Source organism: Leifsonella bigeumensis, assembly GCF_039537265.1.
Lineage (GTDB): Bacteria > Actinomycetota > Actinomycetes > Actinomycetales > Microbacteriaceae > Terrimesophilobacter > Terrimesophilobacter bigeumensis.
In genome coordinates, this window is the sequence record NZ_BAABAE010000003.1 from 195,467 (window position 1) to 210,124 (window position 14,658).

Below are 14,658 nucleotides of genomic sequence, written 5' to 3' on the forward strand. Positions count from 1 at the left end.
GAGGCGGCATCGCCATCATGGCGGCGTCGCACGTTGTCGATGACTTCTATCAGGGGGTCGTTCCTGCCCTCCTGCCGTTCCTCGTGATCGAGCGTCAGTACAGTTACGCGGCCGTCGCAGGTCTCGTCCTCGCGGCGAACCTGCTGTCCTCGGTCGCGCAACCCGCCTTCGGCTGGTGGGGGGACCGCCGGCCCCGGCGATGGCTCATCCCCGTCGGGATGCTCACGGCCGCCGTCGGTGTCGGCCTCGTCGCCTTCTCCGTCGAGTACTGGGCGACCTGGGTGCTCATCGCCATCGCCGGGCTCGGGATCTCCGCATTCCATCCGGAGGCGGCGCGAGCTGCGCGCGTCGCCGCAGGCGACAGCAACCGCGCGATGAGCGTCTTCGCGCTGGGCGGCAACACCGGGTTCGCCCTCGGCTCTCTGGTGACGACTCCGCTCCTGCTGCTCACGGGGCTGCAGGGTGCGATCTACCTCATCATCCCGGCCGCGCTCATGGCGGTGCTGCTGTTCGCTCGGCTGGGGAGGGTGCTCGACGGGCCGGTCGGCACGCCGAAACGGGTGGTGCACCCGCCCGGCCCCGACAACTGGCCCGCATTCCTTCGGCTCACCGCCGTCGTGGTCGTGCGGTCGATCATCTTCTTCGGTGCGGTGTCCTTCGTGGCGCTCTACTTCATCCACGGTTTCGGGACGTCGGAAGCGCTCGGCGGCCTCGCCCTCAGCGTGTTCCTGTTCGCCGGCGCGGGAGGAACCCTCATCGGCGGATGGCTGGCCGACCGCGTCGGGCGGCTCCTGAGCATCCGGCTCGGCTTCGCCGCGACGATCCCGGCGCTGCTCGGCCTCGTGCTCTCGCCCGACTGGTTCGTCGCCCTCGTGTTCGTGGCGGTCTTCGGGGTCGCCATCTTCGTGCCGTTCGCGGTGTTCGTCATCCTCGGGCAGGACTACCTGCCGAACCGGATCGGGATCGCGAGCGGGGTGACGGTGGGGCTCGCGGTCACCGTGGGCGGGCTGTTCAGCCCGCTGCTCGGGTGGATCGCGGACCAGACGGATCTGCGGGTGACCTTCGCGATACTGCTCGGGCTCACTCACGGTCGTGGCGCTCGCCCTCGCCTTCCTGCTGCGGGAGCCGACGCCGGTGCCGCGCCATCCGCGGCCTGCCGGGGACGCGACGGCCGAGGCCGCTGACGAGGGCGTCCTGTAGCCGATCCCGCTGGTTGAGCGGTAATACGGGGTCACCAACTTCCCGCGCACACTCGGACAGTCGCTGACTAGACCTGGTTTCCGAGCTTGTACTCGGGCATCGCCTCGCCCTCGCGCGTGTAGGAGAAACCGTCGGCACCGATCGTGACCGCGGCCTCCTGGGCCTCTACGCGTTCGACGAGAGGCTTTGGCCGGCCGTCGAGGTCGAGCACAGTGGAGGCCTCGGAGTACCAACTGGGAACGACGGGGTTTCCCCACCAGTCGCGGCGCTGGTTGTCGTGCACGTCCCAGGTGAGCGTGGGGTTGTCGGGGTCGCCCGTGTAGTAGTCGTGGGTGTAGATCTCGATGCGATGACCGTCGGGGTCGCGCAGGTACAGGTAGAAGGCATTCGAGACGCCGTGACGGCCGGGGCCGCGCTCGATGTGGTCGGAGCGGCGGTGTGCCCCGAGCGTGTCGCAGATGTTGACGATCTGGTTGCGCTCGTGGGTCGCGAACGCGATGTGGTGCAGGCGCGGCCCGTCGCCGCCGGTGAGGGCGATGTCGTGAACCGTCGCCTTGCGGTACAGCCAGCTCGCGTACACGGTGCCCGCGTCATCCTGGATGTCTTCGCTCACCTTGAATCCGAGGCTCTCGTAGTGCGCCTGGGCGGCCGGCACGTCGGGGGTGAGGATGTTGAAGTGATCGAGCCGCGAGATCGCCCCCGTCCCCTGCAGGTCATAGCGGCGCGTGTACCGTTCGACATGCTCGGCGTCGTAGAAGAACTCGATAGGGAACCCGAGCGGGTCGATGACGCGCACCGCCTCGCCGATCCCGCGGGTGGCACCGGATGCGCGGTGCTCGACCGGGCAGCCGAGTGACTCGAAGTGGGTGGCGGCCTTGGTGACCTCGGCCTGCGATCGCACCCGGTAGGCGAGGGCGGCGAGGGCGGGCTGGGGGCCTCTGCGCAGCACGAGCGAGTGGTGCAGGTACTCCTCGAAGGCGCGCAGGTAGATCGCGTCGTCGTCTTCGTGGGTGACGACGAGGCCGAGGATGTCGACGTAGAAATGGCGGCTCGCGGCGAGGTCGCTCACGATGAGCTCGGCGTACGCGGCGCGGATGATGTCAAAACTTGCGGTCACCGTGAAGCTCCAAACTTCGGGGTATGGACGGGGGACAGGCTGATGTGCACGGCCTGCTGCTCGGTGTAGAAGTCGAGCGAGCGGTAGCCGCCCTCGTGCCCGAGGCCGCTCGCCTTGACCCCGCCGAACGGGGTGCGCAGGTCGCGCACGTTGTGCGAGTTGAGCCACACCATGCCCGCCTCGATGCCGTGCGCGAAGGTGTGGGCGCGCTTCAGATCGCTCGTCCACAGGTAGGCGGCGAGCCCGTACTTGACGGCGTTCGCGAGTTCGAGCGCCTCATCGTCCGTGTCGAAGGGGGTGATCGCCACGACCGGCCCGAAGATCTCCTCCTGGAAGATGCGGGCATCCGGTTTCACGTCGGCGAACACGGTCGGCGCGACGTAGTTGCCGGTCTCGAGCCCCTCCGGACGTCCGCCGCCCGCGACGAGGCGCCCTTCGCCCTTGCCGAGCTCCACGTAGCTCATGACCTTGGCGTAGTGCTCCGGATGCACGAGTGCGCCGACCTCGGTCTTCGGGTCGTGCGGGTCGCCCACGACGATGTTCTTCGCGCGCTCGGCGTACTGCGAGACGAAGTCGTCGTAGATCGAGCGCTCGACGAGGATGCGGCTTCCCGCCGTGCAGCGTTCGCCGTTGAGCGAGAAGACCCCGAACAGGGTCGAATCGATCGCGGCGGGGAGGTCGGCGTCGGCGAAGACGATCGCCGGGGACTTGCCGCCGAGCTCCATCGAAAGACCCTTGAGGTGCGGGGCGGCGTTGGTGAAGATGGTCTGCCCTGTCGTCGTCTCGCCGGTGAACGAGATGAGACGGACATCCGGATGCTTGACGAGCGCATCGCCGGCCTCCTCGCCGAGCCCGTTGACGAGGTTGAAGACGCCCTTCGGGAGCCCGGCCTCCTCGAAGATCCCCGCCCACAGGCTCGCCGAGAGCGGCGTGAACTCGGCGGGCTTGAGCGCGACCGTGCAGCCGGAGGCGAGCGCGGGAGCGAGCTTCCAGCTCTCGAGCATGAACGGCGTGTTCCACGGCGTGATGAGTCCGGCGACCCCGACCGGCTTGCGGTGCACGTAGTTCACCTGGGCGCCGGGCACCTGGTAGGTGTCATCGCGCTGCGCGACGATCAGGTCGGCGAAGAAGCGGAAGTTCTCCGCCGCCCGCTGGGCCTGCCCGAGCGCCTGGGTGATGGGCAGGCCGGTGTCGAAGGTCTCGAGTTCGGCGAGCTCGGCATCCCGAGCCTCGACCTGGTCGGCGATGCGGTTCAGGATGCGCGCCCGCTCGCGGTTCTTCATGCGCGGCCAGGGTCCGTCATCGAAGGCGCGCTTGGCCGCGGCGACAGCCCGGTCGATGTCGGCCTGCTTGCCGGAGGCTGCCTGCACGTAGGTCGTGTTCGAGACAGGGTCGAGCACGTCGAAGGTCGAGCCATCGACGCTCTCGACGAACTCGCCGTCGATGTAGTGCCGGATGCGGTCCGGCAGGTTTTCGGGGACGAAGTGCATCAGCTGCCTCCTGTCGTGTAGCCGCGAGTGGTGTGTCCGTCGACCGTGTAACCGGCGACTGGGCTCAGGTACTGCTCGCCCTCGGCCATGAGCTGTCGTATCTTCTCGAGCCCGGCATCCGTCGGCTCGATGAGGGGCGAGCGCACGTGGCCGCTCGAGATGAGTCCGCGCTGCTCGAGCACCCACTTGCCGGGGGCCGGGTTCGTCTCGACGAAGAGCAGGTCGACGAGCGGGTGCAGGCCGTAGTGCAGTTCGCGGGCGCGGGCGAAGTCGCCCGCTTCCCAGGCCTCGAACATCTGGGCGACGGCGGTGGGAGCGATGTTGGCGGTCGCGCTCACGAAGCCCGCGCCGCCGAGAGCCATGAGCGGCAGGCACAGCAGCTCGATGCCTGACCAGACGAGCAGCTCGGGCCCGCACAGGTGCAGCACGCGGGAGAAGTGCTCGAAGTCCTTCGTGGTCTCCTTGACGCCGACGAAGTTCTCGACGTCGCGGAACAGGCGGGCCACGGTTTCCGGGGCGATGTCCACCGCGGTGCGGGAGGGCACGTTGTAGGCGACGATCGGCAGGTCAGGGAACTCTTCGGCGACCGTCTTGTACCAGCGATAGAGCGCCTCTTGGGTGGGGCGGGCGTAGTAGGGGGTGATGATGAGGGCGGCGTCGACGCCGGCATCGCGTGCGGCAGCGGTGAGTTCGAGGGTCTCATCGAGCTTCGCGGATCCGGTACCCGGCATGAAGGGCACGCGATCGCCGATAGCAGCGGCGACCGTGCGGATGGCGTCAGCGCGCTCGGCGATCGTCTGCGCGCTCGGCTCGCCGGTCGAACCGCCGATCGAGATGCCGTGGCTGCCGGATGCCAGTTGCCAGTTCACGAGGTTGGTGAGGCTCTCGTGGTCGACGGGCCCTGCCCTCGTGAATGGTGTCATGAGCGGGGCGATGGATCCGCGGATCCTGCTCGGGTCACTGCGGAACTTCATGCTGTCTCCTTGTGGGCGTGCTGGTGGGCGAGGAAGGCGTCGAGCGTCCCGAGCCGGTGGTTGCGGGCGGCGAGCTCCAGTTCGAAGGTCTCGGCGCCGGCCTCGATGAGCCCGAGAATCGCCTCGTGCTCGGCGACCGACTCCCGCGCGCGGCCCGGCACGAAGCTGAACGTCGACTCCCGCAGCGCCCGCAGCCGCGCCCAGCCGCGGTCGACGAGCTCACGGATGTGCGGGTTAGGGCAGTGCTCGAAGAGCACGGCGTGGAAGTCGAGGTTCAGCGCGGTGAAGGCCACAGGGTCGAAGTGGTGCAGGCTCTCGGCGAGCGCGTCGTTGATCGCCCGCGCGCGGGCCACGTCATCCGGGGTCATGAACGGGGCGGATGCCGCGGTCGCCCAGCCCTCGACGAGGCTCAGCGTCTGCATGGTCACCTCGTACTCGCGCGGGTCGACCATCGCGACCTGCGCGCCGACATTGCGTTCGAACTGCACGAGCCCCTCGGCCTCGAGCAGGCGGATCGCCTCCCGCACCGGCACGACGCTCACGCCGAGTTCGCCGGCGATCGCCCCGAGCACGAGGCGGTAGCCGGGGGTGTAGCTCGAGTTCTCGATGCGGGACTTGATGAAGTCGTAGGCGAGCTGCGACTTGCTCTGCGTCGCGATCGCGGTGGTGGTCATCGCGCCTCCAGCCACTGCTCGTATCGAGCCTTCCACACGGCGTTCAGCGGGTAGAGGCCGTCGACGCTCTCGCCCGCGGCGACCATCTCGGCGATGAAGGTCTCCTGTCGCTCCTGCTCGATCGCATCCTCGACGACCTCCTCGACGAGGGAAGGCGGAATGACGAGCACACCGTCGCCGTCCCCGGCGATGACGTCGCCGGGCTGCACGGCTGTGCCGCCGCACGCGACCGTGACATCCGTCTCCCAGGCCACATGGCGGCGGCCGAGCACCGCAGGGTGCGGCCCGGCATGGTAGGTCGGGATGCCGAGGGCGGTCACGGCGTCGAGGTCGCGGACGCCGCCATCCGTCACGATGCCGGCCGCGCCGCGCACCTGCGCGCGCAGGGCCAGGATGTCGCCGACCGTCCCTGTGCCCTTCTCACCGCGGGCTTCGATCACGAGCACCTCGCCCGGATTCAGCGAGTCGAAGGCGCGCTTCTGCGCGTTGAAACCGCCGCCGTGGGAGGCGAAGAGGTCTTCGCGGCCGGGGATGAAGCGCAGGGTGCGGGCGAGGCCGACGAGGCGCGTGCCCGGCTGCGTCGGAGTGAGACCGTCGATCGACACCGTGTTGAGGCCGCGCTTGCGCAGTTGTGAGCTGAGGGTCGCGGTGCCGACCGAGTTGATCTTCGCGGTGAGCTCGTCGGTGAGTGTGCTGGAGCCGGGAAGCGAGCGCGGCTTCTCCTCCCGGCCGGCCGTCGGCGCCGTCGGAACAGCCTCCGCCGAGCCGAAGGCCTCGACCCGTAGCTCGTCATCGACCCGCGGCCCGAAGCCGTAGTCCCCGAACGCCGTGACCCCTTCGATAACCGGTGTCACGAGGCGCCCGGTCGTGCGGCCCTCGGCGTCCTCGACCGCGACTTCGACCGTGTCGCCCGGCTGCACCACGGTCGACCCCGCGGGAGTTCCCGTGAGGATGATGTCGCCCGGCTCGAGGGTCACGAGCTGCGAGAGGTCGGCGATGAGCTGCCCAAACGGGAACAGGAGCGTCGCCGTGGTGTCGTCCTGCACGAGTTCGCCGTTCACCCAGGTGCGGATGCGCAGCCCGGCCGGGTCGAGCAGGTTGGCGGCGAGGATCGCCGGCCCGATGGGGGTGTAGCCGTCCCCGCCCTTCGAGCGGAGGTTGGAGCCCTTGTCCGCGTATTTGAGGTCGTAGACGCCGAAGTCGTTGGAGGCGGTGACACCCGAGACGTACGACCAGCCGTCCTCCGGTGAGACCCGTCGCGCAACCTTGCCGATGATCAGTGCGATCTCGCCCTCGAAGGCCAGCAACTCGCATCCGGCCGGCCGCTCGATCGGGGTCTCGGATGCCGAGAGCGAGGTCGAGGGCTTGAGGAAGTAGCCGGGCTGTTCGGGGGTGCGCCCGCGCTGGGCGGCACGGCTCGGGTAGTTGAGGTGGACGGCGATGACCTTGCCCGGGCGGGATCCCAACAGCGTCTCGAGCTCGGTCACCCGGCACCTCCAGTGGTGTACGAAATAATATACGATCTCAGCACACTCGGGCCGCCACCGCAAGACCCTCGCTCCTTCCCAGGAGCCCAGGTGCCGAAGGGCGGAGGGACGCCGCAACCCGGAGGCGATGGTACGGGCGATTCAGAGCTGGACCGCCAGGCCCCCCGCCACCTGCGGATACAGCTCGGCGATGAACTCGCTGAGCTCGTCGAGGGTGTCGCCGATCTGCGCCGACGCGTAGTGCAACGGACCCCACACCCCGAACAGAGTGATGATGAGGTCCTGCCCTCGCACCCGGATGGGCACGCTCTGAAGGCCGTACCGAGCGTCGTCGGACAGGACGCAGACGCCGCGACCCGCCGCGGCGAGGGCCTGCGCCGTCGCCGTCGACTCGGTCTCGACCGCCGCAGCATAGGTGAGTCCGGCGGTGGCGACGGCCGTGTCGAACATCTGGCGCACGCCGTGGGCGGGAGTCATGGCGATGATGGGCTCGGTGACCAGTTCCGTCATCGAGATGCTCTCGCGGCCGGCGAAGCGATGTTCCGGATGCACCTGGGCCCACAGGTAGGCGTGGCCGATGACCCGGTATTCGAGGTCGGCCGGCGGGATCCTGGTGCCCACCGCGAAGTCCGCATCGCCGGCCCAGAGCCGCGGATAGACCCGCTCGGGGTTCGCCTCGATCACGTTTCCGATGGTGCCGTCCTGCCCAGTGCGAACGATGAAGGGTGCGATGATGTCGGCGACGGTGGTCGGCGCGGCGACGAGGTTGAGCTGCGGGACCCAGCCGCGGGCGATCGCGGCGGAGGTGGCCTCCGCCTGTACGGCCCGGGTGAGCAGGTCGCGGGCGACGGGCAGGAAGGCGCGGCCGGCCGCAGTCGGGACGAGGCCGCGTGGTGTCCGGTCGAACAGGGTGAAGCCCAGGTCGGACTCGAGTCGCCGGATCTGCCGGCTGAGCGACGGCTGGGCCACATGCACCTCGGCCGCCGCGGCATGGAGGGATCCGTGCTCGCACACGGCCGTGAAGTAGTGCAGCAGTCGAAGTTCCAATCGATGCCTCCAAGGTATCGGGTTTACTTAAATACAGTATTAGCGGGTTATCGCTCTGGTCCATAGTCTGTACTCAACCCTGCCCCTCACGGGGCCCCACAACAGGAGGCCTGACATGGAAGTCACGCAGCTTCGCCGTACACCGCGGCTCACTGTGGCGCTGGTACTCGCGAGCGCCGTAGTGCTTTCCGGGTGTACCGCCACGAACAACGGAAACGAACCCGGCGGCACGACCGTGCTGAAGGTCGCGGCATCCGCGGCCGTCACCACCTGGAACCCGGTGACCTCGTTCTCGACGGAGGCCCTGTACATGGGCAACGTCTACGAGACGCTGATCTGGCGCAATCCGGATGGCGCGGCCGAGGAGTTCACCCCCGGCCTCGCGGAGACCTGGGCGGCCAGCTCCGACGGACTGACCTGGACATTCGACATCCGCGAAGGCGCCACCTTCCATGATGGCGAGCCCGTGAACGCGGAGGCCGTCAAACTGAGCATCGAGGCGGCCAAGGCCAAGGGCGGTGCGTCGTTCATCTGGGCGCCGCTCGAGTCCATCGAGGCCACGGACGAATACACCGCGGTGTTCCATCTCTCCTACGCCGCCCCGCTCGACCTCATCGCCGCCTCCACCTACGGGTCGTGGATCGTCTCGCCCAAGGCCCTCGCCGCTGCGGACGCCGACGAGAACTACTTCGAGGAGGGCAAGGACGCCGGGAGCGGCCCCTTCACCGTCGACTCCTACACGCCCGGCTCGTCGGTCGTGCTGAAGCGGTACGACGACTATTGGAACAAGGATGCGCTGCCGTACTACAGCATCGTGGACATCGCGATCACGCCGGATGCGGTGACCTCGCAGCAGATGCTGACGAGCGGCGAGGTCGACCTCGCCACGAACATCCCGCTGGCGAACGTGAAGACGGTCGCGGATTCCATCGGCGCCGAGGTGCGGACCTCCAACTCGCCGTTCAACTTCGTCGCCCTGTTCAACACCACGCGCCCGCCACTCGACGACCCCATGGTCCGCCAGGCGCTCAGCTACGCGGTGCCCTACGACGACATCATCGATGTCGGCGCCCAGGGCTACGGAACACAGTCGCGCGCGGCGGTACCGAAGGGCATCTTCCCGTACTCCGACGATGTCCCCGTCTACACGCAGGACCTGGACAAGGCACGCGACCTCCTCGCTCAGGCCGGCCACGAAGGCGGCGGCTTCGACCTCGTCCTCACCTACGCGTCGGAGAACTCGGCAGAGGCGAACTTCGTGCCGCTGATCAAGGATGCGTTCGCTCAGATCGGGGTCGATGTCGAGGTCCGTGGAGAGCTGTTCAACCAGCAGTGGGAGAACGCGAAGGCCGACCCTGCTTCTGCCCAGGACATCTTCGTCCTGTACTACTGGCCGACCTACAGCGACGCCGGTGCCGACAACCTCTGGTCGCTCTTCCACTCGAGCGAAGCGCCGTTCTTCAACCTCAGCTACTGGAAGAACGCGCAGTTCGACACGATGATCGACGACGCGGCGGTGCTCTCGGGCAGTGACCGTGCCGCAGCGCAGGCGAAGTACATCGAGGCGATGAACCTGCTCGTCGACCAGGCTCCGGCCATCTTCCTCTACGACACGCAAGCGATCCTGGTGTCACCGCCTGACCTGAACGTCGGACAATTCAACGAGAACTACCCGTTCACGACGTTCTTCGCGCCGATCACTCCGGCGTCCTGATGAGTTCGGGGTGGGTCTTCGGGCCCACCCCGGACTAGGGGGCAACCTTGACACTTTTCCTGCTCAAACGCGTCGGTACCTCGGCGATCGTCCTGTTCAGCCTGTCGGTCATCGTGTTCCTGCTCACGCGTCTCATCCCGAGCAACCCCGCCGTGATCTACGCCGGACCCAAGGCCCGGCCGGAGGAGCTGGCGCGGGTGACCGCCGAGCTCGGACTCGACCAGCCGCTCTACCTCCAGTTCTTCCGCTACCTGGGCGGACTCGTCACGGGCGACTGGGGCAACTCCCTGGCCACCAAGCGCCCGGTGCTCGACGAACTCGCACTCCGCACCCCCGCAACCCTCGAACTGCTCGCGGTGGCCATGCTCTTCGCCCTCGTGGTCGGTGTCATTCTGGGGGTGATCGCCGCCCGCAGACCCGGCCGGATACTCGACATGGTCATCCGCTTCCTCTCCATCGGCGGCGTCTCGATGCCGGCGTTCTGGCTGGGTCTCCTCCTGCAGGTCTTCTTCGTCGGCGCCCTCGGCATCCTGCCGGCGACCGGGCAGTTCAGCACCGAGATCAAGTATCTGAGCCCCATCACCAGCGTTACGGGTTTCCCGTTGCTGGACAGCCTGCTCACCGGCAACTGGGTCGCGTACTCCGACGGGCTCGCGCACGTCATACTCCCCGCACTCACCCTCGCCGCATATCCGCTCGGCCTCATCGCCCGGATGACGAGGGCCTCGATGCTCGACGTGGCGGAACAGGACTTCGTCTTCACGGCCAGGGCCTACGGTCTGAGGGAGGGGCTCATCCGCTGGAAGCTCGCCCTCAGGAACGCGCTTCCGCCGACCATGACGATCGTCGGGCTCGCCGCGGCCTACACGCTCACCGGGACCTTCTACGTGGAGATCGTGTTCAACTGGCCCGGTATCGGGCAATTCGCCGCGGGCGCGATGCTCGCGGTCGACTATCCCGCGATCGTGGCGATCACGATGCTCAGCGCGGCGGGCTACCTCGTCGCCAACCTGGTCGTCGACATCGTCCAGGCCCGACTCGATCCGAGAGCTCGACTGTCATGACCTCTGCATCCGGGGTGCCGCCGCTGGCCGCCTTCGTCCCGCTCGGTGAACGCCCCTTCACCCGCATCCGTCGCGTGCTGGCTCGCGACCCGATGGCGATGGTCGGGGTCGCCATCGTCGTTCTCGTCCTGGTACTCGCCCTGTTCGGCCAGTGGATCGCGCCGTATCCGGAGCAGGGGCTCGGCTCGCCGCGCCCATCGCTGAGGGGGCTCGCCCCGGGCGCGGAGTACCTCTTCGGCACCGACCAGCTCGGCCGTGACGTGCTGAGCCGGATCATCATGGGAGCCAGGCCCGCTCTCCTGATCTCGGTGTTCGTCGTCCTGTTGGCCATGGTCATCGGAATACCCCTCGGAGCCATCGCCGGCTACCGGGGAGGCTGGGTCGACCAGGTGCTCATGAGAGTCACCGAGGTCTTCCAGTCCTTCCCGCCCCTGCTGCTGGCCATGGTCACCGTCGCCATTCTCGGACCGAGCCTCGTCAACGCCGGAATCGCCCTGGCGGTGTCGTGGTGGCCCTGGTACGCCCGACTGGTGAGAGCGGAAGCACAATCGCTGCGCGGCCGCCCGTTCGTCGAGGCCGCGCGCGCGATCGGGGTGCCGACCTGGCGCATCATCCCCCGCCACATCCTGCGCAACTCCCTGACCCCGATCCTCGTGCAGGCCACGGTGGACATCGGGAGCGTCGTGCTCGCGGCCGGGGCGCTGGCGTTCATCGGCCTGGGCGCCCAGCCGCCGGAGCCGGACTGGGGGCTCATGGTGGCAGAAGGCCGCGGGCTCATCTTCACCCAGTGGTGGATCTCCACGTTCCCCGGCCTCGCGCTCTTCGTGACGGTACTCGGCTTCAACCTCATCGGGGACTCGCTGAGGGACATCTTCGACCCGAGGTCGGTGAAACGATGAGCGAGCTGCTGGTCGTGGATGACCTCACGGTGACATTCCTCGAGCGGGGGAAGCCGAAGAACCGGCCGCTGCGCGGCATTTCGCTCACGATCGGCGAAGGCGAGATCCTCGGAGTCGTCGGGGAGACGGGATGCGGCAAGACCCTCACCGGCCTCGCGGTGCTCGGGCTGCTGCCCCAGGGCGCGCAGCCGAACGGCCGGATCGTCCTCGACGGGGTGGAGCAGGATTTCACGAAACCCTCGGCCGACACCCGCGGAAGGATCGTCTCACTCGTCTTCCAGAACCCGGGCACCGCGTTCAACCCGGTCTTCACGATCGGCGCCCAGATGCGCGACGTCATCCGCCGGCATCGGGGACTGCGGCGCGGGGAGGCGCGAGAGCACATCCTGCACTATCTCGCTGAGGTCGGGCTGCCCGACCCGGACCGGGTCTACCGCAGTTTTCCGCACGAGCTCTCCGGCGGGATGCTCCAGCGCGCGATGATCGCGATGGCCCTGCTGTGCGAGCCGCGGCTCCTCGTCCTCGACGAGCCGACGACGGCGCTGGATGTCACCATCGCCAAGCAGATCCTGCAGCTCATCCGGAGGCTGCGCGACCAGTTCGGCTTCGGCGTCCTCTTCATCACGCACAACCTCGGGGTCGTGAACGAGCTCTGCGACAGGCTCGCGGTGCTCTACGCCGGCCGGGTCGTGGAGTCGGGCCCGACCGCCGAGGTGCTGCAGGATCCGCAGCATCCGTACACGCGGGGACTCCTCAATGCGCTGCCCAGCAGGCAGACCCCTGGCAGCCCGCTCGAGGCGATTCCCGGTGCGGTCCCCGGCAATCTGCTCGCGGTCACCGCGTGCGCCTTCGCGGACCGGTGCCGCTATGCGATCGCCGCCTGCCGTGAGATCGACCCGCTCCTCGAGGAGCTGTCGGCAGGCCACGGAGTGGCCTGCATCCGGGCGGGGGAGATATGAGCGCGCTGATCGCGGTGCAGAACCTCGTGAAGATCTACCGGGCGCACCGCCAGGAGGTACGGGCCGTCGACGATGTCTCCTTCGAGATCGAGGAGGGGACCACGTTCGGCCTCGTGGGGGAGTCCGGCTCGGGCAAGAGCACGATCGCCCGGTGCGCTCTCGGGCTCATCCCGCTGAACTCGGGGGAGGCCCGCTTCGATGGGAGGCGCATCACCGGGCTCACCGAGCGGGCGATGCGACCGGTCCGGGCCGAGATGGGGATGGTGTTCCAGAACCCGGTGGCCGCGCTCAACCCGCGCATGACCGTCCGGGACTCCATCGCCGAACCGCTGCTCACCCACACCACGGTGCGGGGGCGCGCACTCGACGACCGCGTCGGACAGTTGCTGGAGGAGGTCGGGCTCGACGCCGGATTCGCCACCCGCCTGCCCCATCAGCTCTCCGGCGGACAGAGCCAGCGGGTGGGCATCGCCCGAGCGCTCGCCACCCGGCCGCGCCTGCTCGTCCTCGACGAGCCGACGAGCGCCCTGGATGTCTCGGTGCAGGCGCAGGTGCTCAACCTGCTGCAGGAGCTGCGAGCCCAGTACGGCCTCACCTACCTCATGATCTCCCACGACCTGGACGTCATCCGCTACCTGTGCGACACCGTCGGCGTCATGCGACGGGGACAGCTCGTGGAATCGGGATCGGCGGCCCAGGTGCTGACCAGCCCTCGACACGAGTACACGAAGCAGTTGATCGACGCCATGCCGGAGGCCCCGGGGGCGAAGCCCCGCGGTGCCGACACCATTCCCACGAAGCTACGGAGGACGACGCAGTGACCGGAACCGCCTGGACATCCGCCGGGATGTCGGAGCCTGCAACAGCCCGAGGGCGCCAACTGCGCGAGCGCGGCATGGACCAGGAGCGGCCGACCATCGACACCTGGCAGGATCCGCCGTTCAACCGCTGGACGTTCTCGCACGTCGACGAGTTCGTCACGAGCGTGAGCATCTCGACCGGCAGGGAGCGGTCGCAGAAGGCCGTGAACGACCTCGATGCGTTCAGCGGGAAGGTGCCGGAGCTCGAACGGCGACTGGCACAGACCTGGACCGATGTCATCCTCGTCGTCCACGAGGATCGGATCGTGGGCGAATGGTACGGGGAGGGGTCCCGTCCGGATGACCGGCACCTGCTCATGTCGGTGTCGAAGTCGATCTGCGGCATCGTCGTGGGCGCGCTCGCCGACGACGGGCTGATCGAGCCGAGCCGCACCGTCGCGCACTACATCCCCGAACTCGCCGAGAGCGCCTACGGCACTGCCACGGTGCAGCAGGTGCTCGACATGACGGTGGCGGTCGAGTACCTGGAGGAGTACGCCGACCTGAACTCCCATGTGCGCGCCCACGACCGGGTCGCCGGCTGGAGGACGCGTTTCGATACGGATCCCAGGGACACCCACGAGTTCCTGATGGGGCTTCGGCCCGCCGGCGAGCACGGGAAGGTGTTCCAGTACTGCTCGGCGAACACCGACGTCCTGGCCTGGCTCGTGGAGGTCGTGACCGGGAAGCGCTACCACGAGGTCGTCGGGGAGCGGGTGTGGTCCAGGCTGGATGCGCAGTCGGATGCGCGGATCACCGTGGACTCGAGCGGCTTCGCCTTCGCGAACGGCGGCATCTCCTGCACGGCGCGCGACCTCGCCGGAGTCGGTCGGCTCATGCTCGCCGGAGGGGAGTTCGATGGTCGGCGGATCGTGTCCGATGGCTGGGTGCGGGCGACCATGGCCGGGGGCGACCCCGAGGCGGCCCGCGGTCTGCCGTACCAGGACATCCATCCGAACGGCTCGTACAAGAACCACTGGTGGGCGACCGGCAACGAACGGGGCAGCGTCTACGCGGTGGGGATCCATGGCCAGTACGTCTGGCTCGATCCTCCGACCAGGACCGTGATCGTGAAGTTCTCCTCCGCCCCCGAGGCGCTGGGCAGGACGATGAACTCGGATCATGCCCGGCTCTTCCAGGAGTTGTGCGCGGCCCTGGAGTGATCCATGGCCG

13 protein-coding genes are annotated in these 14,658 nt (G+C 68.3%); 7 read left to right on the plus strand and 6 right to left on the minus strand.

What is annotated here, in order from left to right; translation table 11 throughout:
• The first annotated feature begins 17 nt into the window (after positions 1-17).
• Positions 18-1,184 carry an MFS transporter gene (locus ABD678_RS06015; RefSeq protein ID WP_344754735.1) on the plus strand — a complete coding sequence of 389 codons (1,167 nt, stop codon included), beginning with the start codon at positions 18-20 and terminating at the stop codon, positions 1,182-1,184.
• Between the two features lie 83 nt (positions 1,185-1,267).
• On the opposite strand, the gene hpaD is transcribed toward ABD678_RS06015, so the two are convergent.
• The 6 genes from hpaD to ABD678_RS06045 form a co-directional block, all read right to left on the minus strand.
• The gene (hpaD, locus tag ABD678_RS06020) at positions 1,268-2,317 is read right to left on the minus strand and encodes a 3,4-dihydroxyphenylacetate 2,3-dioxygenase (protein ID WP_344754737.1); all 1,050 of its coding nucleotides are present in this window, start codon (positions 2,315-2,317) and stop codon (positions 1,268-1,270) included.
• Positions 2,314-3,807 carry a 5-carboxymethyl-2-hydroxymuconate semialdehyde dehydrogenase gene (gene hpaE, locus ABD678_RS06025; RefSeq protein WP_344754739.1) on the minus strand — a complete coding sequence of 498 codons (1,494 nt, stop codon included), beginning with the start codon at positions 3,805-3,807 and terminating at the stop codon, positions 2,314-2,316. The genes hpaD and hpaE overlap by 4 nt, the downstream gene beginning before the upstream one ends.
• Positions 3,807-4,781 (minus strand): 4-hydroxy-tetrahydrodipicolinate synthase, encoded by a 975-nt coding sequence (gene dapA / locus ABD678_RS06030; RefSeq protein WP_344754741.1) that lies wholly within the window; start codon positions 4,779-4,781, stop codon positions 3,807-3,809. Before dapA ends, hpaE begins: the two co-directional genes overlap by 1 nt.
• On the minus strand, positions 4,778-5,455 hold the full coding sequence (locus tag ABD678_RS06035; protein WP_344754743.1) for a GntR family transcriptional regulator: 678 nt from the start codon (positions 5,453-5,455) through the stop codon (positions 4,778-4,780). Before ABD678_RS06035 ends, dapA begins: the two co-directional genes overlap by 4 nt.
• Positions 5,452-6,942, minus strand: a complete 1,491-nt coding sequence (locus ABD678_RS06040; protein WP_344754745.1) for a fumarylacetoacetate hydrolase family protein — start codon at positions 6,940-6,942, stop codon at positions 5,452-5,454. Before ABD678_RS06040 ends, ABD678_RS06035 begins: the two co-directional genes overlap by 4 nt.
• Before the next feature lie 141 nt (positions 6,943-7,083).
• Positions 7,084-7,989: a LysR family transcriptional regulator gene (locus ABD678_RS06045; RefSeq protein WP_344754747.1), complete on the minus strand. Its 906-nt coding sequence runs from the start codon at positions 7,987-7,989 to the stop codon at positions 7,084-7,086.
• Between the two features lie 115 nt (positions 7,990-8,104).
• Between ABD678_RS06045 and ABD678_RS06050 the strand changes: the two genes are divergently transcribed.
• Genes ABD678_RS06050 through ABD678_RS06075 form a run of 6 tightly spaced genes read left to right on the plus strand, consistent with a single transcriptional unit; the run spans position 8,105 to position 14,648 of the window.
• Entirely contained in the window at positions 8,105-9,703 is a 1,599-nt protein-coding gene (locus ABD678_RS06050) for an ABC transporter substrate-binding protein (RefSeq protein WP_344754749.1), read from the plus strand.
• A gap of 47 nt (positions 9,704-9,750) precedes the next feature.
• On the plus strand, positions 9,751-10,767 hold the full coding sequence (locus ABD678_RS06055; RefSeq protein ID WP_344754751.1) for an ABC transporter permease: 1,017 nt from the start codon (positions 9,751-9,753) through the stop codon (positions 10,765-10,767).
• Positions 10,764-11,666 carry an ABC transporter permease gene (locus ABD678_RS06060; RefSeq protein ID WP_344754753.1) on the plus strand — a complete coding sequence of 301 codons (903 nt, stop codon included), beginning with the start codon at positions 10,764-10,766 and terminating at the stop codon, positions 11,664-11,666. The genes ABD678_RS06055 and ABD678_RS06060 overlap by 4 nt, the downstream gene beginning before the upstream one ends.
• Complete coding sequence (locus ABD678_RS06065; RefSeq protein WP_344754756.1) at positions 11,663-12,625, plus strand: ABC transporter ATP-binding protein; 963 nt, start codon at positions 11,663-11,665, stop codon at positions 12,623-12,625. The genes ABD678_RS06060 and ABD678_RS06065 overlap by 4 nt, the downstream gene beginning before the upstream one ends.
• Positions 12,622-13,446 carry an ATP-binding cassette domain-containing protein gene (locus ABD678_RS06070; protein WP_344754758.1) on the plus strand — a complete coding sequence of 275 codons (825 nt, stop codon included), beginning with the start codon at positions 12,622-12,624 and terminating at the stop codon, positions 13,444-13,446. The genes ABD678_RS06065 and ABD678_RS06070 overlap by 4 nt, the downstream gene beginning before the upstream one ends.
• Positions 13,443-14,648 (plus strand): serine hydrolase domain-containing protein, encoded by a 1,206-nt coding sequence (locus tag ABD678_RS06075; RefSeq protein WP_344754760.1) that lies wholly within the window; start codon positions 13,443-13,445, stop codon positions 14,646-14,648. The genes ABD678_RS06070 and ABD678_RS06075 overlap by 4 nt, the downstream gene beginning before the upstream one ends.
• Positions 14,649-14,658: the final 10 nt, after the last annotated feature.

Excerpts from the sequence above, each read along its gene's own strand:
- ABD678_RS06035 (WP_344754743.1), bottom strand. The coding sequence starts at position 5,455 with ATGACCACCACCGCGATCGCGACGCAGAGCAAGTCGCAGCTCGCCTAC.
- ABD678_RS06050 (WP_344754749.1), top strand. The coding sequence starts at position 8,105 with ATGGAAGTCACGCAGCTTCGCCGTACACCGCGGCTCACTGTGGCGCTG.
- ABD678_RS06065 (WP_344754756.1), top strand. The coding sequence starts at position 11,663 with ATGAGCGAGCTGCTGGTCGTGGATGACCTCACGGTGACATTCCTCGAG.
- ABD678_RS06015 (WP_344754735.1), top strand. The coding sequence starts at position 18 with ATGGCGGCGTCGCACGTTGTCGATGACTTCTATCAGGGGGTCGTTCCT.
- dapA (WP_344754741.1), bottom strand. The coding sequence starts at position 4,781 with ATGAAGTTCCGCAGTGACCCGAGCAGGATCCGCGGATCCATCGCCCCG.
- hpaE (WP_344754739.1), bottom strand. The coding sequence starts at position 3,807 with ATGCACTTCGTCCCCGAAAACCTGCCGGACCGCATCCGGCACTACATC.
- ABD678_RS06070 (WP_344754758.1), top strand. The coding sequence starts at position 12,622 with ATGAGCGCGCTGATCGCGGTGCAGAACCTCGTGAAGATCTACCGGGCG.
- ABD678_RS06060 (WP_344754753.1), top strand. The coding sequence starts at position 10,764 with ATGACCTCTGCATCCGGGGTGCCGCCGCTGGCCGCCTTCGTCCCGCTC.